The following is a 23,249-nucleotide window of genomic DNA, read 5'->3' on the forward strand; positions in this document are numbered from 1 at the left end:
AGGCCCGATCTTGTGTCACCGTTCGCGGTGGACTTCTTCGCGCACCCGCTCAGATCGGTCAACGACGCACCCGATAGCGCAGGTGAAGCACCCGGTCGCCCTGAATCACCACGTCAGGATCCTCCAACAGGTGCTGCGCGTGGACCGACCCGAAGTAGCGCTTGCCGGACCCGAACACCACGGGTACGACGTCCATGCGCACCTCGTCGACCAGACCCGCGGCAAGCACCTGGCCACCGACGTCGCCAGCGGCGACCTCGACCATGCGGTCACTCGCAAGCTCCTGCGCTTTGGCCACGGCTGCCTCGATGCCGTCGACGAAGTGAAACGGCGCCTCGGGGTCCCAGCCCTCGGGCGCCGGCCGGTGCGTCACGACGACCACGTGGGCGATCCCGCCCGGAGGCTTCCCGTCCCAGCCGTCCGTCAGGTCGAAGACGTGGCGGCCGACGACTGTCACCCCGATCTGATCCCAGTACGGCCGGGTGTAGTCGTAGGACGTCTGCGACACCTTCAGCTCGCCGCTCTCGTCCAACGGGACGTCACCGCTGGACAACCAGTCGAACAGCGCTCCGGGCTGGTCATTCTCGTCCGCGACGAAGCCGTCCACCGACACCGAGCTGTACATGACCACCTTGCCCACGGGGCTCTCCTCTGCTTCGAGATGCCCCCAAATTAGCGTGTCGTGAGCTGTCGCTCTTGTAAGAAATCAATCGGCCGGCAGCGGCCAGCCGTCCATCGCGTGGCCGGGATGTTCGCGCAGGAACCGCCGCCGGACTTCGACGTACCGGGTCGGCGTGAGCCCGGTGAACTCCCGGAACTCGTGGCCGAAGTGGGCCTGGTCGAAGTAGCCTGCGCCACCGGCGAGGTCGCCCCAGTCGATCGGAACGGCGGGGTTGATCGCGAACACGGTGGCGGCGAAGCGGTAGGTGCGGGCCAACCGCTTCGGCGTGACGCCGATGAGCTCCTTGAACCGCTGTGTTAGATGAGTGCTGCTGACACCGGCTGCCACCCTCAGGTCGCCGATCCCCACCGCTCCGCTGGTCGCCGCGATGACGCTGCTCGTATGGCGGACCAGCCCCAGGCCGGCGGTCTCGCACAGCCGTCGCATCAGCTCCTCCTCGAGCAGCGTCAGCATCTCGTGCGGTCCGTCCGCCGTGGCCAGCCGGTCTCGCAGCTCAGCAACGGCGGGCCGGCCCCAAACCTGCTCTATCGTCACCGGCCGGTCACACAGCTCGGCCGCGGGCATCGGCAGGAACGGCGCCAGCCCCCACGGCTTGACGTGCACGCCGACGGACCGGGTCCGGGGTGGGTAGCCGAACTCCAATGCGCGGGTGGGCGTGGTGACCACGCAGCCGTCGGCGTACTGGGCCGTCTCGATGTCGGTGCCGGCGCGGATGCGGAACGGCGCCCCGAGGTTGACGATGAGCAACGCCGCCGGCATCGGCGGCAGCGTCAGCCGGGCGTATGGCGGCGCACCCTCCAGGTAGTAAAGGTCGTCGATCAGCCCGTCCAGCGGCGGTCGCGGCACTCTGGACACGTACTCCATGCCCCACAGCATCGCCGACGCCCCGCCGCATCGCGCGCCGGGATGGTCCAGGCGCCTCAATCGCCCTGCTGGTCGACGTCGTCGTGTTGAGAGTCGGTCATGGCCTGGACGGTTGCGGTGAGCCGGCTCGGCAAGAATCTCGGGGGACCCGTGAATCGAGTTTTTCGAGAGGCAGTGACAGGTCGCACGAAATAGCCTTGGCCAATCGGCTCAGGCCTGATGACCAATGAGTACAGCAGGCATCATAGGGACTCTGGTTGCGCCCCTACTGGCTAAGACACGTGGCGCGGGTAATCGGCCGCCAAACGATCGCCACGAACGCGACGACGAGCAGCGCGTCGGCCAGGTAGGCGATCACATCGATTCGAGGGATGCGGCTGAGTGGGAATGCGACCGCTCCCGCGCACAACAGCGCCGCGGTCCACAGTGGTACAAGCCGGGTGCGGGCCAGCACGACGCCGAGCACGAGCAGACTGAGCGGCATCACCGGTCCGGGTAGCCACAGCAGCAGGTTCGCGGCGAACGGGTGCTCGGCGAGCGCGGTGAGGGACGTGTCGGTCGACTGCTCGAAGATGTCCTCGAAGACGCCCTGGAAACCGAACGCCGCGCCGCCCATGGCGCCGTAGAGGAACACCGGCAGCGCGACGGCGGCGTATCGCGGAGCGCGCGGACGAATCGCGTCGAGCAGGCCGATGAGTCCGTACGTCCAGACCACCATGGCGAGCACGAGGATGGTGCCGCCGGTGGCGCCGTAGCGACCATCGGTCCAGAAGTTGGTCGCGAATGCGGAGCCGGCGGGGCCGAGGACGAGTGCGATGCGGAAGGCGGCGGTCATGCTCTGATCGTGTGCGGGCGACAGGTCCGCCGAATCCGCCGTGGGCAGGATCCCGACGTACGCAGATGTTGCGCTCGCCCCTGGGGGTCTCACGGGGTGCCCGGCACCACCAACCCTGACTCGTACGCCATGATCACGAGGTTGGCGCGATCGCGGGCGCCGACCTTGGCCAGCAGCCGGCTGACGTGGGTGCGGGCCGTGGCCGGACTGATCCGCAAGGCGTCGGCGATCTCGGTGTTGTCACGCCCGGCGACGACCAGCTCTAGCACCTCCCGCTCCCGCGTCGTCAGCCGCTCGAGCTCGAGACGCCCGGTGTCCGGGGACGGAGACCGGGCGAAGACGGCGATGAGGCGACGAGTGACGGCGGGCGCCAGCATGCCGTCGCCCCGCGCGACGGCCCGCAGGCCGTCGACGAGTTGCCCCGGGTCGAAATCCTTCAACGCGAAGCCGCTGGCTCCGAGACGCAGTGCGCGGAACACGTACTCGTCCAGGTCGTAGGTGGTCAGTACGACCACGCGGACGCCGGCGGTCACCGGGTCGCTGAGGATGCGGCGGGTCGCCTCCAGCCCGTCCAGCTCGGGCATACGGATGTCCATCAGCACCAGGTCGGGCTGATGTTCGCGGGCCAGCCGCACGGCGTCGGTGCCGGTGGCGGCCTCGGCCACGACGGTCAGGTCCGGTTCGTCCAGGATGACCCGCAGCCCGGACCGGACCAGATGGTGATCGTCGGCGATGAGGACGGTGATCACGGAATCATCATCGGGGAATCGTCGCCCAGACCCGGAACCCGCCGCCCGGACGTGGCCCGGCGCTGAACCGTCCGCCGAGCGCGGTGACCCGTTCCCGCATCCCGGCGATGCCGTGACCGCCGGCGCTCCGATCGCCGCCGGCGCTGTCTCCGCTGCCCCTGTCGAGCACCTCGATCTCGACGTGGCCCGGCAGGTACGCGAGCCGGACCTCCGCCTCGGTCACGCCGGCGTGCCGGCCGACGTTGGTGAGCGCCTCCTGCGCGATCCGGTAGGTGGCGGCGTCGACGGCGGGTGGCAACGCGGCAGCCTCGCCGGACACGGTCATCGTCACCGCGATTCCGGCCCGCGCCCCCAACGCCGGCACCGCGTCGCACGTGTTCCCGGCACCGGCGGGCTCGGCGCGGATGACACCCAGCACCGATCTGAGCTCACGCAGAGCGTCGCTGGCGACCTCGCGGACCGTCTCCAGGGCCGGGTAGGCCAGTTCCGGGCGGCTGTCGCGCTTGCGGAGCGCGGCGCCGGCCTGGACGCTGATCGCGGTCAGCTGATGCGCCAGCGTGTCGTGCAGGTCCCGGGCGATGCGCAGGCGCTCCTGCACGGCGGCGCGCTCGGTGTGCGCGTGCCGCTGCTCGCGGCGGGAGCGGGCAAGCTCGCCGAGCCCGACCGCGGCGACCAGGACAGCCGCGACCGCCACCAGGTCCTCGCCCTCGGGCGCCCGGCCGGCAGCGATGTCGGCGGCCAGCACCAGCCCGATCGCGAGCGGGACCGCCGTCACGGCGATCGAGCGCCGGCCGGCCTCTGCCGTCGCGTAAAGCGCCACGACGAATGGCACCGGCTCCGGGCCCAGCGGATAACCGAGCAGGTAGTAGCTGACCGCGGCGGCAGCGGTAACCGCGAGCACCGCGGCCGGTCGGCGGCGCCGCCAGTGCAGGGTGGCGGTCGCGGCGAGGAGAAGCGCGGCACCGGCCAGCCGGCCCGCGGCGGTGACACCGCCGTCGGCGGTCTGTACACCGCCGACGACCAGAGCTGCCACCACGATCAGCAACGCCACCTGCCGACGGTAACGCCTTCAGCAGACGCGGGAGCTGCAGCGCCGGGCGATGATGGCGACCGGTGCCGCGGCGAGAGACGGTTCGACCAGGTCTCGCCGCGTTTCTCTGATCTGCGGGCAGGTGACTCAGCGGCCGTCGGCGAGGTGGGCTGCGGCAGTGGAATGCTGCCCCGCACGGCAGCGTCTACCTCACCAAGCAGCGGCAGCTAGTGCGGTGTTCACTAACGTTCACCGCACGAGAAGCCAACACCGTTACCGTGCTTTGCGGATCTTTGCGGCGCGCCAGTCGCGTGGGGTCATACCGTACGTCTCGCGGAAGACTCGGCTGAAGTGGGTGGCGTCGGCGAAGCCCCACTGGTGGGCGATGGAGGCGATCGTGCGGTCGCGGGCGTGTGGCTGGGCCAGCTCGCGGCGGCAGGCTTCGAGGCGGTGAGTTCGGAGCCAGTCGCCGAGGCTCACGCTGGCGCGGGCGAGGACGGTGTACAGGTGACGCACCGAGATGTGGTGGGCGGCCGCGATCTTCGCTGCCGTGAGGTCATGGTCGCCGAGGTGGGTGCGGAGGTATTCGAAAAGCCGGAGTTCCAGCGTTGTCTGCATCGACTCCTTGCCCATCGACGGATCGGCCATGCTGCTCAGCAGCGCGACGCGTACCAGGTCGATCGTCGGCTGGGCCAGGCTGGCGGCGACCGCGCGGGAGCGCAGGTCCGGGCTGTCCGCGATCCGCCTCAGGTAGGCGGCGGTGAGCTCGGCGACTGGGTTGCCGGCGCCGAGCGGGCGCGCGGACACCTCGCGTAGGGCCGGTTCGGGCAGGGCGAGCTCGGCGAGGGGAATTCGGAAGAAGTGCGCGTCCAGGCCGTGGTCGAACATCAGGGTGTACGGGGTGGTCGTGGTGTAGACGGCGAACTGGCCGCTGCGCAGCCGGGCATGCCGGCCGTGCTGCGCCATCGCCGACTCGCCGGACCCCTGCAGTGTCAGGAACAACTGCGGCTCGGCGGCCTCACGTGCCAGCCGTGGGCTCCGCGTCACCGTCGTGGCCATGGACCGCACCGTCAACACCTGGACCGGACCCGCGTCGGAGAGCGTGAGCTCGACCTGGATGTCGCGCGGGTCGTCGGGCAGGTCGATGTCGACTCGGACCACCCGGGTCCCCACCGCCTCCCGGACGGCGGCGGCCCGCTCCGCGGCCGGGGCCTCCGCGGCCTTCCACACAGTCGTCATGCTCGGTACCTCTGCCCTGGATCGGCGCTAGCATGCCCGGCCCGCGCCGACGAGCACAACTCGGTGGTCGCGGGCGTTCAGCATGGGCACGGATCTGTGCACACTCAGCATGGTCAGGTCTCCATGTCGACCCGGCCGAGGCCGCCTCCCTCCTCGAACTTCGCCGCGAGGAGGTACCGCGTGTCGTCCGGCGCGATCGAATAATCGAACATCCCGGCTCGTGTTGCGACGCGCCGCCACCGGCACAGAGACCGACCGCATCAGCCGCGGAGCGTCGACGCCCAGGACGTCGTGATGGCGCTGCAGGTAGTCACGGACCGCCGACTCCACGTTGCCTGCGTCCACCCGCATCGCGTCCCGGGCCCGCAGGTCGAAGGCGACGAGGTCGACGACGTACCTGGCCAGCCGGTCGAGGACCCGCCCATGACCACACCGTCGGACGCGATCTCCCGTTCGATCAGGCCACCCGCCCACGGAACCTCGGACTCCCGATCGTTCAGTTCGTCCTCGGGGTCAAACTCGACCACCCCACTGTGCCGCAGCGCCGTCATCGGCGGCCCTGCCTGTCTCCGCTGCTCGCACGCGGGGAGCTACGGGTAGTGGTGGCCGGGGACGACCGCGTGGCCGCGGCTCCAGGCAATCAGGCAGCGGTTGACCGGGAAGGAGACGACGAAGGCGACCGCGAGTGGGCCGGCCAGCGACAGCCCAAAATTGGCGGTGCTCAGGTTGGTGTCCAGGGCACCGGGGATGGCGACCAGGACCGCCTTGTTGAGGAGTTCCATGACGGTGATCGACAACGTGTCCGCGACGAACGCGATGAGGACCGCGTGGCGCAGGTCGAGGCCGGTGCGGTGGACCCGGCGGGCCGTCAACGTGCAGCCGAACAGGCGCGAGCGTGACCGGCAGGGCGATAGTCGGGGCGTCGGCGTGGCTCGCGGTGGCGCCGATCACCATGCCGAGGACCTCGCCGATGGGGCAGCCCGGGAGGCAGCGCAGGGGTCGTACTGACGGCCATGGCTCCACCCGTGGGCGAGTTGGATCGTGGGGTTCCTCCGGTGTGCGCGGCTGGCGCCCGTGGCGGGGCGCCAGCCGCGGTGCGACGGTCAGTGGAAGCGCTGGATGAAGGTGAGGGCGCTGCCGCACACCTCGCGCCAGCCGCTGTCGATGGTCAGGGAGTGGCCGCGACCGGCGATCTCGACGATCTCGGTGATGCCCGGGTTGTCACGCTGTTGCTTGTACGAGGCGTTGGCGATGGCCCACGGTACGGTGTGGTCCTGTTCGCCGGAGATGATGAGTAGCGGCCCTCGGTCGGGGTTGTCGGTGTCGACCTTGACCTCAGTCCACGGGTTGAGGTTGGCGACGGCGGCCTGGAACAGCGGTTCGCCGGAGGCGGGCACTGCGTACGTCTCGTACAGTTCGCGGGCCTCGTCGTCGCTGACGGCGTTGGCGAAGCCGTACCGGAACTGCTCGTAGGTGAGCGGGACGGCCCGGTGGTAGTTGGCCGGGTTGCCGAGTACGGCGCTGGCGACCCGCAGGGCGGAGATCGGCAGCGGCAGCACGCCGCGGAACGGCGCGGGATCGATCGCAACCGATGTCGCGGACAGACCCCGCCCGGCGGTGATCTGAGTGATCAGTCCGCCGAAGGAGTGGCCGACGACCGCCGGCTTGCGGTCGAGCTTGCCGATGAGGTCGCAGAAATGGTCGGCGACCTGGCCGACGCTCTTGCGGGCGAAGACCTCGGGATGGGCGTTGGCCTCCTCGACGGTGTCGGGGTCGTCGGGCCAGCCCGGCACGACCGGGGCGTAGCCGGCGGCGGCGAACACCTCCGCCCAGCGCTGCCAGCTGGTCGGCAACAGCCACAGGCCGTGAATGAAGACGACGGGCGGCCGGCCACTGGCGTTCGCGGCCTCGATCTGGGCTAGGTCGGTCTGCAGGGTCATGTCACTGCTCCTGTCCGGGAACGGTGCGCAGAACGGTGCGCAGGAAGGCGATGGCCTGGTTGATCGCCGCTTCGGCGGCGTGGGTGCTGCGCAGGGCGTTAAGCATCACGAAGTCGTGGATGACGCCCTGGTACCGCACCGCGGTCACCGGCACCCCGGCCGCCCGCAGCTTGTTCGCATAGGCCTCGCCCTCGTCGCGCAGGACGTCCGCCTCGGCGGTGATCACCAGGGCTGGGGGCAGGCCGGTGAGCTGCTCGGTGGTGGCCCGCAGCGGCGACGCGGTGACCTCCGTCCGCTGCACCTCGCTGGTGGTGTACTGGTCCCAGAACCACTGCATCGCGTCGCGGCGCAGGAAGTACCCCTCCGCGAATTGCTCGTAGGACCCGGTGTCGAAGGCGGCGTCGGTCACCGGGTAGAACAACACCTGCCCGGCAAGCTGCACGTCGCCGCGCTCCTTGGCCATCAGCGTCAGCGCGGCCGACATGTTCCCGCCAACCGAGTCGCCGGCGACCGCGATCCGGGACGGGTCGAGTCCGTGCCCGGCGCCGTGCTCGACGACCCAACGGGCGACGGCGTAGTTCTCCTTGATGGCGACCGGGTACCGCGCCTCAGGCGCCAGGCTGTAGTCGGGGAAGACGACCGCGGCGCCAGTGCCGGCGGCGAGCTCGCGGGCGAGCCGGTCATGGGTGTGGTTGTTGCCGAAGACCCAGCCGGCGCCATGGATGTACAGGATGACCGGCATTGGGCCGGTGACGCCGTCGGGCCGGAAGATGGTCAGCGCCGGCTTGGAAATCGAGGTCTTGGTCGTCCCGGGCACCTCGGCCTCGGGGCTCTGTACCTCGTCGACGGCTTTGCGTCCTTCGATCGGGCCGAGGTCGAACAGGTACGGCGGGTGGGCCGTGGCGTCGGCGAACGCCTGAGCGGCGGCTTCTAGAACAGGTCCGGGCACGGTGTTCTCCTTGAGCGATGTGGAGCTGACGGGGTCGGACCGGCGATGCTTGGCGCCGTCGTTCCCGCGACGGCACCCCCCGTGCCGTCGACCATGAACCGTAGAAAACGCTTCCACGGTGGCGCATGTACCAGCGCGCACACAGATTTGCTCTGTGTGCAAGGCGCTGGCTGTGCCGTCAAGATCTCTACGTCGGCGCCATGCCGATCGTTCTCAACACGGATGGCCTCGCGAAACACGAGTGCGACGCCGTCCTCGCTTCCATGGAGTCGTCGTGTGGGGAGAGGTCGCCTTGGAACGCCGCAGGGAAGGTGGATCGCAACGAGCGGCCACGTGTAAACCGGCATCATCGGTAATGTCCGGACATCGGGCGGGATCGGAACTTCGGGCAGGGCGCGGTTGTGGCGGGCCACGAAGAGGGCAAGGGTCGTGGGCGAACGCGATCCTGGCCAACGGGCCCGGACCCGGACGGCCTCGCAAGCGTCCTGAGTTGCTGATCGCGGACAAGGGCTACGCGCACGACTCCACCCGCCGCGCTCTGCGCAACCGCGGCATCCGGCACGTCATCGTCGAACCAGGTCGCTCGCCGTGCCGCCAAGGGCAGCACCGGCGGGCCCTTCGACAAGGCGATCTACCGCAAGCGTAACGTCGTTCAACGTTGCTTCAACCCGGCTCGAACAGTGGCGTGACCTGGCCACCCGATACGCCAAACGTGCATCCTCTACCGAGCCAGCCTCGTCCTGATCGACGCCATCATCTGGCTCCCATGATCGACAGGACAGGTTCTAGACGGTCCTGCGGCAAGTCCACGATCTCAGTCCACTGACCGAACCGGCGGTGAGCGCTCGCCCGGGTCACCCCGAACAACGCCTCCGGCAGTTTCCACCAGAAACACCCGCCTGCGTCACGTACACGACCGCCGCCAGGACCGCCCGGTCGTCGACCCGCCGCCCTGCCGGCGAACCGGCGCGGGCGGAATCAACGGCTCCGCGATCCCCCACAAATCACCCGGCGCCCATGCATGGGACCGGACCGCCTCGCCGGACGCTACCGCCTGTTCACGATCATCCTGCTCGGCGAAAGCGGAGCTGGCGGGAGCGGCGCGGCGTCCGGGGATGCCTGAAATGCCTGGATCGCGAGCGCGGCGAAGCGCCGGGAGGCCGCGACCTGGGCGGCCGGTGAGGTCGCGTGGATACCGCTGTTGGCCATGAGCACGAGGACCAGGTCGTCCACGACGAAGTCGGGGCGCAGGCGGCCGGCGTCCTTGGCGCGGCGGGCCAGTTCGGCGACCGCGTTCAGCGCGTATTCGCGGCGCGCGTCGAAATCCATCGCGTTGGGGAAGGTCGATGTGAAGGTTGCGGTGAAGCCTCGGTCGCGTGCATGCAGTTCACACATTTTCTCGATCACGAGACAGAAGCCGTGCCACGGATCCGGGTCGGCGAGCCCCTCGTCGACGATGACGTGACACGCGTACATCTGCTCCGTGAATGCCTCGGTGACCAGCATCTCCTTGGTCGGGAAGCGCCGGTACAGAGTGGCGGGGCCGACCCCGGCGCGCCGGGCGATCTCCCGCATCGGCACGTTCAGGCCTTCGGTGGCGAAAACCGCGCGGGCCGCGTCGAGGATGCGCTCGCGGTTGTCCAGGGCGTCGGAGCGCAGGGTGTGAGGCAAACGGTCGGTCACCGCTCTCAGTTTAGCTAACCAGAGGGCCGGCGCCCTTTAGTGTTCGCGAGCATGAGAGCTTTGCAATTTTCCAAGTACGGTCCGGCGAGCGTACTTGAGGTCGCCGAGGTACCGGAACCGCATCCCGGACCGGGACAGATCCGGGTGGCGGTTCTGGCCTCGGGTGTCAATCCGGCCGACACGTACTTCCGCGCCGGCCGATTCCGGGACTGGATCCCGCTCCGCCTGCCGCATGTGCCCGGAGTCGACGCCGCCGGCGTGGTGGATGAGATCGGTGAGGGGGTGACCACGGTTCAGGCAGGCGATGAAGTCTTCGGGATCATCGACTTTGCCCAAAACGGCGGGGCAAACGCCGAATACGCCGTCCTGGCCGCGTGGGCGCCGAAGCCGGCCGCCCTGACGTGGGAGCAGGCCGGCGGTGCGGCCGGGAACATCGAGACGGCCACCCGCGTGCTCGACCTGCTGGCCGTCAAGGATGGCACCTCACTGCTGATCGAAGGCGCGGCCGGCGGGGTCGGCACGACCGCGATCCAACTCGCGGTCGCTCGCGGCGCGACCGTCATCGGCACGGCTAGCGCCCGCAACCACGAGTTCGTGGCCTCGCTCGGAGCGGTCCCGACCACCTACGGACCCGGGCTGGCCGATCGGCTCGACACTCTGGTGCCCAGCGGGGTGGATGTCGTGCTGGACTGTGCCGGCTCTGGTTCTCTGCCCGATCTGGTCGGCCTGGTCGCGGATCCGGACAGGGTGGTGAGCATCGCCGACATCAACGCCGCGGCGTACGGCGTGCACCTCTCCCGCGGTTCTGGTCCCGGTGCGGACTCGCCGGCGCTCGAAGGAATCGCCGTCGCTGGGGAACTCGCCGAGCAGGGCCGCCTCACGGTGCCGATCGCTGCCGTGTTCTCCCTGGCGGAGGCCGCCGCCGCCCATGAGTTGAGCGAGTCCCGCCACGCGCGGGGCAAAATCGTGCTGAAGCCGTAGCTGACAGGGCGCGTGCTCCTGAGTCAGGGCGCGCCGGGCGGCGGCATAATCGTTAACCCGGCACCGCGCCAGCGGGCAAGATATGTGTCCTCGGTCGCGATGGCCTTGCCGGATTCCCGGGTCAGCGAATCGTTGTCCTTGGACACAATCTTGCGTTTGCGTCTCAGCGGAATCCGCGCGTACAGGCCGGACCGCTGCGAGAGAAGAAGCGGCGTGCCAGTGCCGCCGCCGTGGGCGGCTCGGAGGTGGAATTCCTCGACCACCGGGACGGTGTGATCGAGTACGGCCTTCCACTGCGCCGCGACATCGTCGCGGCCGTCCGCCAGCGCCCCGAGCTGGTGATCACTTAAACGGCGGTGATTGCGGTCGGCGGATGGCCGCCGACCGCTGCCCGGACGTCGTGGATCATGGAGTTGGTACCGCGGCTTTCTGCTCCTGTGCGTGGCGGGCTGTCTGTCCCGCCACGCACAGTCGCTGGCGGCCTACCCGGGATCGTTGCCGTCCGAGGGTTGCCGCCGTCCGAGCATTCGTACGGTGGTGCTGAGTTTGATCGGTTTGTCGTCGGGGCCTTTCAGGAAGGGTTCGATGGTGACTCTCTTGCGCAGGCGGCGCCCCGGCCCGTATGCCTGGTTGCGTTCGTGGCCGGAGACCCAGTAGCGGTAGGCGGATGTGGCGCGAGTGCGCTCTCCCCCGCCCTGCGGCGAGGCGGTCGAGGTGGTGCAGGGTGGTTTGATCTGGACCAGGCGCACGTCGGGTGCGCGACCGTGACGCCGCTGGTAGGCCTTGGTGACTGCCTTGGGCAGTGTGGCGGAGGCTGTTTCGGCCATCTGCTGGTTCATCAGCAGCCAGCAGGTGATCAGGGGGCCGAGGGGATGGTTGCCGTCGACGGTTGCGTCGCGCGCGACGTGTTCGCTGTGGATGGGCACGAGCCAGCCGATGTCGTGGCGAAGCGTGGGCATCAGGTCATCGGCCAGGCCGCCGCCGATGCTGCGGTAGCAGATCATGTGCCAGCCGTGCGCTTGCGGTGTCCAGGAGATGGCGGTGGCGAGTGCGTTGGCTCCGACGGGTTGGGGCCAGACGAGCAGTCCGCTCGGTGAGGGAGCGATCCGGTCGTTGACCGGTGCGGGTGGCTGGTCCTGAGTGACCTCGTTGGTGAGGTCGGTGAACTCCTGGTTGACCCAGTAGAGCGGGGCGCGATCGAGTTCGTCGGCGAGGGTCCGGCGGGTGTGCGGGGCGTGCAGGGGCGCGGCTAGGTCAGCCGGGCCGCGCAGGAGTCCGGTGAGCCGGTCGCGGATCTTCGGCAGCATGTCCGGGGTGAGTTTCGCCGGCGGCCAGTCGGTGGTGGTGAGCAGGCGCCGGCTTTCGCGGGTGAGGACGATCGCCCGGTGCACCATGCTCAGGATGGCGTAGCGGGGGTCGGCGGGGCGCCATCGCATGTAGGCGGCGCTGGTGGCGGTGAGGCCGTCGGGGTCGTCGGCTTCGATGAGCTGGGCGCAGCGCAGGCAGACGTGCCAGCGGGTGTTGTAGGTCTGGATGATCTCGCGGCTGCCACCGATGCCTTGGGCTTCGAGTTCGGCGGTGCGGTAGCACCAGACCGGCTGGCCGGCACTGCAGATGTGGCAGCGGTCGTAGACGTCGCCGAGGAGGCTGGCGGCGATGGGGGCGGGCTGGTGGCGTCCGTCTTCGCTGACCGGGTGCCGGTAGATGACGTCGTCGCCGTCGTGTTCTTCGGTGAGCGCGTAGCCGCAGGTGGCGCAGGCGATGAGGGTTGCCAGGTTCATGCGTCCGCCTCCCCCAGGCTCCGGTGCAGGTCGCGCACGCGTGGGCCGCGGCGGGGCAGGCGGGCCGGCATTTTCATGCCCGGGGTGTAGAGGACGTGCTGGTTCCCGCCGTTGCGCTTGGCGTGGTACATGGCGATGTCGGCGCGGTGCAGGGCGACGTCGATCGCGTCGGTGCTGTCGACGACGGCGACGCCGATGCTGGCGGTGGGGTCGACCTTGACGACGTCGCTGCCTTCGGTCAGTTGCACGGGCTGGGCGATGAGGACGACGAACGTCTCGGCGGTGCGGGTGGGCTCGCTGCCGCGCACCGGGAGCAGCGCGGCGTACTCGTCGCCGGAGAGCCGTGCGGCGGTGCCGCCGTAGAGGGTGGCGACCTGTTCGATGCGGTCGCCGACCTCGGCGAGCAGGTCGTCGCCGGCGTCGTGGCCGTGGGTGTCGTTGATGGTCTTGAAGTCGTCCAGGTCGATGAGCAGGACGACGATCGGCTGCGGGATGAGCGCGAGGGCGCGGTGGGTGGCGAGCAGGCCGGCACGGTTGAGAAGTCCGGTGAGGGGGTCGTGGGCGAGTTTCCAGGCGGCGTCGGCTGCTGCGGCGCGTGCACGGCGCAGTGCGGTGATCAGGAAGAGGTTGCAGAGGCCGAGCCCGAGGGCTGCGGCGATGCTGGCGATCACGGCCGGTGTGGTGAACACTGGGTTCCTCCGTTCACTGGAGAACCCGGGACGCGACGTTTGGTAGGCGGGCGTCCCGGGTCCTGAATGCGACGACGGCCCGCCGATGGCGGGCCGTTTCGTATGGGTTGCGCCGGTGCCGGCGGCGAATGTGCGCTCTGGCGGTCAGGGCCGATCGGGCTCAGCTGTCGGTGTGCCGCGGTCGGTTGCCGGCGGGTGTGCGCTCTGGTCGGTGCGCAGTTGGGTGACCAGGCCGGCTGGGATGTCGGCGTAGGGTTCGACGGCCGCCAGGACCTCGGCCGGGTCGAGGACCGCCGTGCGGTGGCCGAGCCGAACGCTGTCGGGTTCGTTGTCCGGATCGGTGGCCGGATCCCAGCCGAAGTCGATCACGCTGGCGAAGTACGAGCGGTGTGGGTTCCAGCCGACCTGGATGGTGTAGCGGTCGAAGCCGGGCTTGGGCACGAGGGTGTAGAGGCTCATCAGGTCACTCCCCCGGCGAGGTGGCGCGTTCCTCGGCCGCCTCGACGATCTTGTCGCGTCGTGCGGCGGGCAGGCCGGCGAGCAGCTCGACGTACTGCTGTTCCTGCGCCGTGAGCGGCGGGGCGAACGCCGCCTTGTACGCCTGCCGCGCCATCTCGTGTGCGGCCTCGATCGGGCCGCTGTGGTCGTAGGCGGAGGCGACCTGTCGCAGTTGTTCGGCTGCGGTGAGCGGGTCTCGGGACAGGAAGGTGTCGTAGAGGCGGAAGTTCGCCGGCAGGTCGGCCGCGCCGATCGCGGCGATCAGGCACAGGTTGGCCTGGACCTGGTAGGCGTACGCCTCGGTGCGGGCGGGGGTTTCGCCGCGGGCGCGCACGGCGGCGCGTTCGGCGTGCCAGCGCAGTCGGGATTCTTGGGCGTGCCGGGCGAGGGCGAGCAGCATGCTGCGGGTGGAATCCATACGGGTTCTCCGGTTCTGTGAGGGCTGGTGCTCAGGGGGTCGCGGGGTTGGCGCGGCCGGTGTCCTGGTCGAACGTCGATGGTGGAAGTCCGGCGCGCAGTGCCTGTAGCAGCAGGTCGGCCAGGTGGTAGGCGGGGTCGACCTGCAGGGCGCGTTCGGCGGCCATGGCGGCGAGGGCGCCGTCGCCGCAGCGCCATGCGGCGATGGCGAGCAGGGTGGCTGGTGCGGGCACGAGCGGTTCGTGGGCGCGGCGGGTGATCTCGGCCCAGAACGTGACGTGCGGGTCGTGCGGCTGGGTGAGCTCGACGGCGAGGTCCCGCACCGACGCTCGCGTCAGGAGCAGGGTGAGCCAGGCCAGTTCGTCGTCGGTGAGCCGCCTGTCGGGTTGCCGCAGCGCGTCACGCAGCGCGTGCGCGCCGGCTACGTCGACGGCGGCGCCGCCTGCGGCGGACAGCGTCTTGAACCGGGCGAGCGCACTGTCGGCGGCATGTCCGATGGCGTCACGGGCGGCACCGGTGACGGGGGCGAAGCGGGCTGCGACGGCGGCGCGGTCGGGAAGCGCGACGAGCCCCGCGGCGGTGGCCTGCACGGCGAGTAGTGACGCGGTCGCGTCGAACGCGATCCCCTGCGGTGGGCAGCAGGTGGGCTCGTCGCAGGAGAGGTTGACCACCCGGCTGCCGGTGACCCGCAGCAGGGCGCGCACGCTCAGGTCGCCGGCGGTGAGTACTTCCCCGACGGCGTGCAACGCGGCGTCGACGTGCTCGGGGTTGCCGTAGCCGATCGTCACGATGTCGGTGATGGGCTTCTGCCGGCACACGATCGGGAGCATGTGGGCGGCGAGGCCGAGGACTTCGTGAGCGGGGGCGTCAGGGGCGGGCAGGTCGCCCCGGGCGGCGAAGACGACCCGGTGGTCCCTGTTGGCGAGCACTACGATGCTGCCCTCGGCGGGTCGGAACCCGAGGAGGTACGGCACCACGGCGACCAGGTCGGCGGGGGAACGCACGGTCAACTTGTTGTCGGGAAACGTCATGGTGATCTCCCATGCAGGTTGCGGGTTGGGTAAATGGCTGCGGCGCCGGTGATCCGGGCACGGCCCGCCGCAGCTGCCCCGCCGGGCATCGGCTCGGCGGGCGCAGGGTTCAGTCGCGGTCCGGATCCAGGTACAAGTCGACGCCGACGCTCCCCACGTGAGCGGTGACGGTGACGATCTGGTGGCCGGTGCCGCGCAGTGCGCGGGCCAGGTCCACGCGGGCGAGAGCCTCGGCCACGACGGCGGCGCTGGTGCAGGTGGCGTGGCCTCGTAGCCACATCTCGTACTCGTGTCGCCACGCAATCCGCCAGCCGTCCGTCTCGACGCTGGCGTGCTCGGGGATCGTCCAACCGTCGGCGGTCCACGGCCGTGTCTCGTCCGGCCAACTGGTGGTGACCGCCCGCATCAGGCGCCGGGCCCTGTCGTAGGCGTCCTCGGCGGTGCCGTCGCCGCCGGGCAGCGTCACCTCGACGCTGACCGTGACGTGGTGGGCTCGGGGCAGCGGATCGAGCCCGAGCCCGACCAGGAACCGGTCGACCAGCTGCGCCGTGTGCTGGTAGCCGCCGCCGATTTCGTCGTCGACGAGGGCGCGGATCGCCCGGGTGCGGATGGCGCGCCGCAGGCCGCTCAGAGCGGTGAGCGCCGTGTCCCGCGCCGCTGTCGCCGCGGCGAGGTCGTCGGCGGGTGAGGTCGTATCGGCTACCGGCAGCGCGGCGATGTCGATGCCGTCCGCCGCGGCGTCGTCGGGGGTGTCGATGCCGCGCCAGGTCAGTCCGCTCAGGGTGACCCCGGCGGCTGCCAGCGCCGGCAGGTGAGCCTGCACCGCGGTGCGGGCGGCTTCGAACGCGTCGCTCGCCCGGGTGGCTGTGACCCAGGTGTGCAGCGTGATCTGCACGCTGATGAGGTACCGCCGCGACCCCGGTTGGCCGGTCGTGTCCGGCGCCACGTCGAGCACGCGCTGCGGATACACCGCCACCGGCGGTACCAGCTCGCGCAGTTCCTCCGGTACACCGAAGCGTGCCTGCGCACGGGCCTCGTCGTCGTCGGCGTGCGAGCGCGTGAACGACAGCAGGGCTTCGGCGGAGATGTCCCACTGCCGCGGCAACGGATCCAATCCCCAGTCGGCGAGGGCGTCCTCACATCCGGCGCGGCAGATTCGCCGGTCGTGCAACGCGGCGATCAGCGCGGTCCGGGCCGCGACGGCCAGCCCCAGCCGCTGCTGCACGGCGGCGACCGTCTCGATGCGCAGGGCGCGCAGTTGGTCCGCGCGGCCCACACCGGTCATCGCGGCGCCACCTGGCCGCAGGCGGGGAGGCCATCGGTTTCGTCAACGAGGAGCGCGCTGACTCCGCTGTCGGGGTCCGGGCCCGGAATGTGGCGATCCGCGCGGTGGCTGTCGCGGGTCGAATCGATGGTGGGGTGAGGCATACGTCCTCCCAGGAGACACGAAGAAACGGCGGCCACCGGGTGGTGGTCGCCGCATGGGACAGGGGGTCTTGCACCAGGGCCGTCGAGGGGCGACGAGGTGGATGGTGAGCGCTGAGGGTCTGAGGCGGGCGAGCGGCGGCCGACCGGGGACGGTGGGCGCGATGCCGTCGCGGACGAGTCAGATCAGCGCGGAAGAAAGAGAAGAGGCTTCAGGCTAGCCGCGCCGCGGGTGCTGCGGTGACGGCTGTCAGGTCCCACCATCTGGCAGAACCTGACAGCCCGCCGAGCGCGGCGGGCGCGCCTGTCGCCGTGCAACCTGACGGTGCCGCGCCGGCGATCACGAGGACAGTAAGTACCGCCGGCTTGCCGGTTCAGGTGTGCACCGGGTGCGGGAGTACCGGCGTCGGCGCCGGTGCCGTCCATCCCCCGGCGTCACCGGCGCGGGGTCGTGTGACGCGGAGCCAGCGACTGGTGTGCGACCGACACCATGACGCGCCCGGGATGGGCCCCGCGCTCAGCGGAACCGGCGCACCGAACGGCGTCGGCCGATGCGGGGCAGACAGAGGGCGGGGCGGGCGGCGGATCAGACCGCCACCCGCCCCACCGCACAGCGCGTAACCCGAGGGCTCACTGTTGGATTCAGGGATCCTCCGGCAGGGCCGCCTAACAGCGCCGCAGGATCAGAACGTCCTCGTGCGCCACCAGGTGCACGGGAATGCCGTCGTCCCTGGCGCGACGGACGGCCAACAGGCCGAACATGTTGGCTCGGTGCACGATCTGCCCGTCGCGGACGGCGGCGAGCATCGCCGCGCACCGCTGCACCGGGATCAGCCCCACCGACCGGGCGACGGCGAGGAGTGCACCGGGCAGGTCGATCAGGTCGTCGCGTTGGCGGCGTACCGGTCGGCAGGTGATCACCACGGTCCCGCCGGGGCGCAGGAGCTGGTAGCTGGCGGCCAGGATCGCGGCGAACCCGTCGAGCAGTCGGGACCACCCACGGTAGGCGAGGTTGCCGCGTTCCCGGTCGCCGTACAGGTGGGCGCGTTTGCGCATCCCGGTACTGGTCATCCGCACCAGCCCGTGGGTTCCGCGCCCGTACGGCGGTGAGGTGAGCACGAGTTGCACCCGACCGACCGCGGATGCCGGCACCAGGTTGAGCAGACCGGTTGCGTCACCGGTGAGCACCTTCGCCGTGCCGGGCGCGCCCTGCGACGCGGCGAGGGCGATGTTGGCGCCCGCCAGCGCGGTGAACCGGGGCTCGATGTCGATACCAAGCCCGTGCCGGCCGAGGTGCATGCCCTCGACCAGGGTGGTGCCCACGCCGCACATCGGGTCGAACACCAGGTCTCCTGGCACGGTGTAGGAGTTGATGGCGTGGGCGGCCAGGTGAGGCAGCATCTTGGCCGGATGGCTGGAGGTCTGCGGCACGTAGCGGCCTCGCCGCTGGTCGCGGGCGGGCTGTTGGCAGGTCAGCCACACCGAAGTGACCGGCAGGGACTCAGCCATCGGCGTACCCGTTCTGCGTCGCGCTGCGGGTCAGAATCAGCACGTCGGTGTGGATGTCGAGCTGGGTCTGCCCGCCGCGGCGGGGCGGGCGGTCGGCCGCGACGATGTGCTGCAGGTAGGCGAGCCCGCCCTGCTTGGCGTCGATGACGACGTCGACCGGCAGCACCGGGTCGCCATGCGGAAGCAGCACCGCCACGCAGCCGCCGGGTTGCAGCGCGGCTCGGCACCGGCCGAAGAACTCGGCCGGTGCAGGGCCGCCCTCGGGCGGGCATCCGGTGACGATGAGCGCCGCCGCTTCCTGGCCCCAGCCGACGGGCCGGGACGATTGGAGGTGACTGCGGCGGTACGCGGCGATGACCGCGCGGGCCAGTTGCGGCCCGTCTGTCAGGTCGATGACCAGTTCACGAGGGTGAGTGAGGTTGTACACGAGCCGCACGCCCATCTGGTTGGACATGGTCTCGCCCTGCTGCGGGGCAGGAACCGGCCAGACGGTGATCGGCACGGGCGGGTCGCCGGGCACCACGTCCCCCACGGGGACCGGTGCGCGGTGATGGGTGGATTCGGTCATAGGCACGGTGGCCCCCGGACCGGCGGGCGTACTGACGGTCCCCAGAGCGGTGCTGACAGACCGATCGAACCCGGCCCCGGCCTGACAGGTCCGGTCAGCGATCGCCTCGGCGGGTACACGGGGCCGATCTGACAGCGGCGAACCTGGCAAGGCCTGTCCGGGTCTGACAAGCGCTGGTGGTGTCAGGCCGGGCTGTCCCAATCGGGGCTTCTGAGCCTTCGCACACGGCGAAGTGCTCCCCGTCGAGGGAGACAGCATCATGGCGAGCACCACCCGGGCCCAGAGCGCCCTGACCACTGCCGAGAAGGCGTTCGAGCTGCTGACATGCGAGCCCGCGCCCTTGGTGTTCGACGCGCGTGCGATACCGGGCCTTCCGGACACGACCGTGCCGTTGGACCAGCTGCGCAGGCTGCTGCTGTTCGAGCGCTACGACAGCGACACCACCGACGCGCTCTGGCGGCAGCTGGCCCACCACGCTCGCGAGCGGGGACCGGCCTGGGTCGTCGGCGCGATCGGCGTGGCGCTGCCCGCGCTGACGCGCCTGGCGTCAAGGATCAGCCGCGGCCACGCCCGGCACGCCGACGACGTCGACTCCGAAGTCCTCGCCGGGTTCCTCCAGGCGCTGCGCACGGCGAATCTCGCCCCGCCTCGGCTGTGGCTGCGGCTGTGCTGGGCGGCATGGCGCGCGGGAGTGGCGGTCATCAAGTCCGACGACGGCGAGGAACTGCCGCTGGATCTGTCCACCGGCTCACGATCGCCGAGGATGCCGTACGGTCACCCGGACCTGTTGCTGGGCCGGGCAGTCGCCGCGGGCCTGATCACCGCCGAAGCCGCCGAGCTGATCAGCGCGACCCGGTTCGGCGACGCGCTGATCGAGCACTTGGCCGCCGAGCAGCTTGTGCCCACCGCGGCCTTGCGGATGCGCCGCCGCCGCGCCGAACGCATCGTGGCCGTTGCCGTCAGACAAGGTGATCTTTCCGGTCCGATCCGCTCTGCTCGTCCCATCGATGCCAAGCCGCCGTGGCACGCTGACGAGCGCGTGGTACGACAGCCTGAGGTCATTATGTAGATGCTGGCCGATGGACAGTGGTCCCGCGTCGGTGGTAGCAGCCGGCCGCGACATGACGCGGGCGCTGTCGCGCGCCATCCGCCGGATGGGCGCGCCCGCCGCGCCAATCCACTGCGAGGAGCTCAACTTTCGCCGATCCCGGCCGGGAGCATCCGTGCGATAGCTTGTGGCCCCATGGGATCTGTGGACCTGCTCCTGGCCGTTGTGGCCGCCGCGGCCAACCTGGCCGTCGCCGCCGTGCTGCTCGCCAGGAGCCGTGGCGGCGCAGCGGTTCCCCGGATCTTCGGCCGCCCACAGCCCTTCCCACGCCTGCGGGCCGCGATGCACGCCTGCCTGGGGCTGGGGATGGGCGTCGGCTGGCTCGTCAAGGACGTCTTCCCGCCTCACTCCACGGGCGACACAGTGCTGTTCAACGTGACAAGGATCCTGCTGGCGGCCGGCCTCGCCGCCGCCCTGCTGGCCGCCTTCCAGCACGCGCGACCCCACCGTGACAAGGCCGCCCAGTAGTGCGGTGGCCGGCGGTGTAGGTCGTCGGCGATGAAGCCATGCAGGTTTGGGCTGTTCGGCGGGCCTGCGGGCGCGGGGTCGTCCACCACGTGGTCGTCGTCGGCTCGTGGAGACAACTGACGATCTTTTGACGGCCGTCGGTCACCCCGTGGACGCCGATGGGTGGCTGGCCGGTTCGACGCCGGGTTTGCGGCGATTGCTGGACGGTTCCGGCGGGTGCAGCCGCGTCGGCAGCGCGTGCCGTCTTGCTCAGCTGCGCTGGTCGGCCCGGCGACGCCGACATCAAGCACGCGCCCGGACCAGCCACTACCGCCCGCCGAGGCCACGTCGGATATCAGCCAGCGCCTACGTAACCCCGAGCTGTCGTATTAGCGCGGCGCGAGTCTCTGACAGCTTCTGTCGGACCGTGACAGGCAGACAGCGAGTTCGATCGACCTGACAGCCGAGATCTGGGTGGTGCATGTCATCCACGGCATGCCCGCCCGGTGGGGACCTTCCGCCCGGCGAGGCCAACGAGTCCGGCACGGCTGGCGCGGCGTACTGACATCGCAACCCCTCCGCTCTCGCAAGGGAGGAGCGCCCCCACCGGGCTACACCGGTGCTTCGCCTGGTCCCCACCGCGGCGGCCCCCGCATTCCCTGTGGAGCGCCGCAATGCACACGACTCTCTCCGTTCTGTCCGACCTCGCCGCCGCCGCGCCGCATCCGCTGGCGGCGCCGAAGAGCATCAACGAGGTCATCTCCAGCATCACCGGCTGGATCATGGGCCTGCTCGCGTTGGTCGCGACGATGTTCCTGGTCATCGGCGGCCTGCGGTACATGGCTGCCGGGGGCGATCCGGCGCAGGTCGAGCAGGCCAAGGGCAACGTCAAGTCCGCCCTGGTCGGCTACGCCCTCGCGGTGCTGTCCCCGGTGATCCTGCAGGTGCTGCAGGGCATCATCGGCGGCTGAGGCGCAGACCATGGTGGACTGGATGATGAACGACCTGGTCAGTTGGCTCGCCGAGAAGGTCACCGACCTTCTCGGCGGCCTGCTGGCATTCCTCGCGTCGTCGATCTTCGTGTCGCCGGATGTCACCGTCCTGCCGCAGGTGCAGTCGATCGCCGGCAGGAGCGCGCTGGTGGTCAACGCCTGCTTCGTCCTCGCGATCATCGCCGTGGGCATCGCCAGCATGGTCGGCGACTCGGTGCAGATGCGCTACGGCATGAAGGAGCTGATTCCTCGGCTCGTCGTCGGGTTCGGTCTGTCGGTGTTCGCGATCCCGATGACCGGCGTGCTCATCGACATTGCCAACGCGGTGACGGTGTCGATGGTCGGCACGTCGGCGCCGACGGTCGAGGCGGTGACTTTCGTCCGGGCTCGTGTGGCGTCGGCGATGACCGACGAGAGCGCCGCTTTGCTGACGGTGATCATCGGTCTGCTCATCGTCGTGTTGATGTTCATGCTCGTCGGTAGTTGGCTCGCGCGCATCGGGATGCTGGTGGTCCTGGCCGGCGTCGCGCCGGTGGCGCTGGCCTGCTACGCGACGCCGTGGACGCAGGGCGCCGCCGAGCTGTGGTGGCGCACCCTGCTGGGTTGTCTGGCCACGCCGCTGTTGCAGGCCGTCGCGTTCTCGGCGGGCATCAATCTGCTGACCGATCCGCGGTCGAACCTGCCGATCCTGCTCGGCCTGCCCGGTTCGGACACGGTGAACCTCATGCTCGTCATCGTCGTGCTCTGGGTAACGGTCACGATTCCGGCGATGATGCGCCGGCAGGTGAACCGGGCGGCATCCCGCGGCGGCGGCGGGGTGCTGCTGCGCGCGGTGTTCATCCAGGGCATCACCCGTCAACTTCCGCTGGGCCGCCTCGGTCGTGCCGCGCTGCGAGGTGGGCAATGACCCACGAAGACACGGTCCCGCGTGCGGTCGTGCCGGCCAACGTCAACGAGCCCGACCGCATCGCGTTCGGGTTGACCTTCCGTCAGCTGGGCATCATCGGCGGCGTCGGCCTGGCCGCGTTCGGCATCCACCGCGCGTTCGGGGATCTGCTGCCGCCGGTGGCCTGGGTCGCCGCCGGGGTCGTCGTGTTCGCCGTCGCGGTCGTGGTGGCGCTCGGCCGCCGTGACGGCCTGCCGTTGGATGTGTGGCTGCGCCACGGGTTCACCCTCAGCCGCAGCCCGCGCACGCTCACGCCGGGTGCGGTTCGTGCCAGCTGCGTTGCCGTCGTGGCCGGCGCGCCGAGCCTTCCGGCGCCGCTGCGCTCCCCCGTCACGGCGCTCAGCCCGAGCGGAGTGCTCACCACCGAGGGCAGCGACAAGGTGCTGATCGCCTGCGGCACCACCAACATCCACCTGCGTACCGGCAGTGAGCAGGGCGCGTTGTTGGACGGGTTCGGCCGGTTCCTCAACGGCCTGACCGGGCCGGCGCAGATCGTCGTCACCGCGCAGCGACACGACCTGACCGGCCACGCGCAGGCGACCGTCGACCACGCGCCGCGCCTGCCGCACCCCGCGTTGCGGGCCGCCGCCGGCGACTACGCGCAATTCCTCCTCGAGCTCGACAACGAGCGCGATCCGTTGCGCCGCCAGGTTCTCGCCGTCGTCACCGGCGAGCACACCGCCGACGGCGCCGTGCGCGCCCTGTCCGGGCTCGGTGTCGAAGCCGCCGCTCTGGACGGGCCGGCCGTCGCCTCGGCCCTCGCGAACGCGGTCGATCCGTTCTCCCCACCGGTGCCTGGACCCCGTGCGGTGCCCGGCACCCCGATCACCCTACGGAGCACATCGTGAAGCTGTTGAAGATCACCAGGAAGAGCGTGGCGGCCGGG

Annotated in this window: 25 protein-coding genes and 1 pseudogene; 7 read left to right on the forward strand and 19 right to left on the reverse strand. The window is 70.4% G+C overall.

What is annotated here, in order from left to right; translation table 11 throughout:
• Nucleotides 1-58: 58 nt before the first annotated feature.
• From ACIBBA_RS12935 to ACIBBA_RS12975, 9 genes are all read right to left on the reverse strand, one after another.
• On the reverse strand, nucleotides 59-640 hold the full coding sequence (locus tag ACIBBA_RS12935) for a dihydrofolate reductase family protein (RefSeq protein WP_396696717.1): 582 nt from the start codon (nucleotides 638-640) through the stop codon (nucleotides 59-61).
• Between the two features lie 66 nt (nucleotides 641-706).
• Nucleotides 707-1,546, reverse strand: coding sequence for a helix-turn-helix domain-containing protein (locus ACIBBA_RS12940; RefSeq protein WP_396696719.1), 840 nt, complete (start codon nucleotides 1,544-1,546; stop codon nucleotides 707-709).
• A 265-nt stretch (nucleotides 1,547-1,811) separates the two neighbouring features.
• Nucleotides 1,812-2,381: a hypothetical protein gene (locus ACIBBA_RS12945; RefSeq protein WP_396696721.1), complete on the reverse strand. Its 570-nt coding sequence runs from the start codon at nucleotides 2,379-2,381 to the stop codon at nucleotides 1,812-1,814.
• 89 nt (nucleotides 2,382-2,470) lie between these two features.
• Nucleotides 2,471-3,130 carry a response regulator gene (locus tag ACIBBA_RS12950; RefSeq protein ID WP_396696723.1) on the reverse strand — a complete coding sequence of 220 codons (660 nt, stop codon included), beginning with the start codon at nucleotides 3,128-3,130 and terminating at the stop codon, nucleotides 2,471-2,473.
• A 7-nt stretch (nucleotides 3,131-3,137) separates the two neighbouring features.
• Nucleotides 3,138-4,181, reverse strand: a complete 1,044-nt coding sequence (locus ACIBBA_RS12955; RefSeq protein ID WP_396696725.1) for a sensor histidine kinase — start codon at nucleotides 4,179-4,181, stop codon at nucleotides 3,138-3,140.
• A gap of 252 nt (nucleotides 4,182-4,433) precedes the next feature.
• Complete coding sequence (locus ACIBBA_RS12960; RefSeq protein ID WP_396696727.1) at nucleotides 4,434-5,399, reverse strand: helix-turn-helix domain-containing protein; 966 nt, start codon at nucleotides 5,397-5,399, stop codon at nucleotides 4,434-4,436.
• A 590-nt stretch (nucleotides 5,400-5,989) separates the two neighbouring features.
• Entirely contained in the window at nucleotides 5,990-6,271 is a 282-nt protein-coding gene (locus ACIBBA_RS12965) for a DUF4396 domain-containing protein (protein WP_396696730.1), read from the reverse strand.
• 231 nt (nucleotides 6,272-6,502) lie between these two features.
• Complete coding sequence (locus tag ACIBBA_RS12970) at nucleotides 6,503-7,339, reverse strand: alpha/beta hydrolase (protein WP_396696732.1); 837 nt, start codon at nucleotides 7,337-7,339, stop codon at nucleotides 6,503-6,505.
• A gap of 1 nt (nucleotide 7,340) precedes the next feature.
• Nucleotides 7,341-8,288, reverse strand: coding sequence for an alpha/beta hydrolase (locus ACIBBA_RS12975; RefSeq protein WP_396696734.1), 948 nt, complete (start codon nucleotides 8,286-8,288; stop codon nucleotides 7,341-7,343).
• Between the two features lie 436 nt (nucleotides 8,289-8,724).
• Between ACIBBA_RS12975 and ACIBBA_RS12980 the strand changes: the two are divergent.
• Nucleotides 8,725-9,058, forward strand: a pseudogene (locus ACIBBA_RS12980) (IS5/IS1182 family transposase); the annotation flags it as partial.
• A gap of 277 nt (nucleotides 9,059-9,335) precedes the next feature.
• Here ACIBBA_RS12980 and ACIBBA_RS12985 read toward each other — a convergent pair.
• Nucleotides 9,336-9,971 carry a TetR/AcrR family transcriptional regulator gene (locus tag ACIBBA_RS12985; protein ID WP_396696736.1) on the reverse strand — a complete coding sequence of 212 codons (636 nt, stop codon included), beginning with the start codon at nucleotides 9,969-9,971 and terminating at the stop codon, nucleotides 9,336-9,338.
• A 51-nt stretch (nucleotides 9,972-10,022) separates the two neighbouring features.
• Between ACIBBA_RS12985 and ACIBBA_RS12990 the strand changes: the two genes are divergently transcribed.
• Complete coding sequence (locus ACIBBA_RS12990; protein ID WP_396696738.1) at nucleotides 10,023-10,952, forward strand: NADP-dependent oxidoreductase; 930 nt, start codon at nucleotides 10,023-10,025, stop codon at nucleotides 10,950-10,952.
• Between the two features lie 23 nt (nucleotides 10,953-10,975).
• Here ACIBBA_RS12990 and ACIBBA_RS12995 read toward each other — a convergent pair whose 3' ends face one another.
• The 9 genes from ACIBBA_RS12995 to ACIBBA_RS13035 form a co-directional block, all read right to left on the reverse strand.
• The gene (locus ACIBBA_RS12995) at nucleotides 10,976-11,215 is read right to left on the reverse strand and encodes a hypothetical protein (RefSeq protein ID WP_396696740.1); all 240 of its coding nucleotides are present in this window, start codon (nucleotides 11,213-11,215) and stop codon (nucleotides 10,976-10,978) included.
• A gap of 219 nt (nucleotides 11,216-11,434) precedes the next feature.
• Entirely contained in the window at nucleotides 11,435-12,733 is a 1,299-nt protein-coding gene (locus tag ACIBBA_RS13000; RefSeq protein ID WP_396696742.1) for a hypothetical protein, read from the reverse strand.
• The gene (locus ACIBBA_RS13005; RefSeq protein WP_396696744.1) at nucleotides 12,730-13,422 is read right to left on the reverse strand and encodes a GGDEF domain-containing protein; all 693 of its coding nucleotides are present in this window, start codon (nucleotides 13,420-13,422) and stop codon (nucleotides 12,730-12,732) included. The genes ACIBBA_RS13000 and ACIBBA_RS13005 overlap by 4 nt, the downstream gene beginning before the upstream one ends.
• Before the next feature lie 144 nt (nucleotides 13,423-13,566).
• The gene (locus tag ACIBBA_RS13010; protein ID WP_396696746.1) at nucleotides 13,567-13,881 is read right to left on the reverse strand and encodes a hypothetical protein; all 315 of its coding nucleotides are present in this window, start codon (nucleotides 13,879-13,881) and stop codon (nucleotides 13,567-13,569) included.
• A gap of 4 nt (nucleotides 13,882-13,885) precedes the next feature.
• Nucleotides 13,886-14,338, reverse strand: coding sequence for a hypothetical protein (locus ACIBBA_RS13015; protein WP_396696748.1), 453 nt, complete (start codon nucleotides 14,336-14,338; stop codon nucleotides 13,886-13,888).
• Between the two features lie 31 nt (nucleotides 14,339-14,369).
• Complete coding sequence (locus ACIBBA_RS13020; protein ID WP_396696750.1) at nucleotides 14,370-15,368, reverse strand: DUF4192 domain-containing protein; 999 nt, start codon at nucleotides 15,366-15,368, stop codon at nucleotides 14,370-14,372.
• A gap of 109 nt (nucleotides 15,369-15,477) precedes the next feature.
• Nucleotides 15,478-16,653 (reverse strand): hypothetical protein, encoded by a 1,176-nt coding sequence (locus ACIBBA_RS13025; RefSeq protein WP_396696752.1) that lies wholly within the window; start codon nucleotides 16,651-16,653, stop codon nucleotides 15,478-15,480.
• An 806-nt stretch (nucleotides 16,654-17,459) separates the two neighbouring features.
• On the reverse strand, nucleotides 17,460-18,302 hold the full coding sequence (locus ACIBBA_RS13030) for a TRM11 family SAM-dependent methyltransferase (RefSeq protein ID WP_396696754.1): 843 nt from the start codon (nucleotides 18,300-18,302) through the stop codon (nucleotides 17,460-17,462).
• Nucleotides 18,295-18,870 (reverse strand): hypothetical protein, encoded by a 576-nt coding sequence (locus ACIBBA_RS13035; RefSeq protein WP_396696756.1) that lies wholly within the window; start codon nucleotides 18,868-18,870, stop codon nucleotides 18,295-18,297. Before ACIBBA_RS13035 ends, ACIBBA_RS13030 begins: the two co-directional genes overlap by 8 nt.
• Nucleotides 18,871-19,129: 259 nt before the next feature.
• On the opposite strand from ACIBBA_RS13035, the gene ACIBBA_RS13040 reads away from it, so the two are divergent.
• The 5 genes from ACIBBA_RS13040 to ACIBBA_RS13060 all read left to right on the forward strand — a co-directional run bounded on the left by ACIBBA_RS13040 (nucleotide 19,130) and on the right by ACIBBA_RS13060 (nucleotide 23,211).
• Nucleotides 19,130-19,939 (forward strand): hypothetical protein, encoded by an 810-nt coding sequence (locus ACIBBA_RS13040; RefSeq protein WP_396696758.1) that lies wholly within the window; start codon nucleotides 19,130-19,132, stop codon nucleotides 19,937-19,939.
• Nucleotides 19,940-20,113: 174 nt separating this feature from the next.
• The gene (locus ACIBBA_RS13045) at nucleotides 20,114-20,446 is read left to right on the forward strand and encodes a hypothetical protein (RefSeq protein ID WP_396696760.1); all 333 of its coding nucleotides are present in this window, start codon (nucleotides 20,114-20,116) and stop codon (nucleotides 20,444-20,446) included.
• A gap of 653 nt (nucleotides 20,447-21,099) precedes the next feature.
• On the forward strand, nucleotides 21,100-21,396 hold the full coding sequence (locus tag ACIBBA_RS13050) for a pilin (RefSeq protein ID WP_396696762.1): 297 nt from the start codon (nucleotides 21,100-21,102) through the stop codon (nucleotides 21,394-21,396).
• A gap of 10 nt (nucleotides 21,397-21,406) precedes the next feature.
• Entirely contained in the window at nucleotides 21,407-22,324 is a 918-nt protein-coding gene (locus ACIBBA_RS13055) for a hypothetical protein (RefSeq protein WP_396696764.1), read from the forward strand.
• Complete coding sequence (locus tag ACIBBA_RS13060) at nucleotides 22,321-23,211, forward strand: PrgI family protein (protein ID WP_396696766.1); 891 nt, start codon at nucleotides 22,321-22,323, stop codon at nucleotides 23,209-23,211. Before ACIBBA_RS13055 ends, ACIBBA_RS13060 begins: the two co-directional genes overlap by 4 nt.
• The last annotated feature ends 38 nt before the right edge of the window (nucleotides 23,212-23,249 follow it).

It is taken from the genome of Micromonospora sp. NPDC051006 (assembly GCF_044456245.1).
GTDB lineage: Bacteria > Actinomycetota > Actinomycetes > Mycobacteriales > Micromonosporaceae > Micromonospora.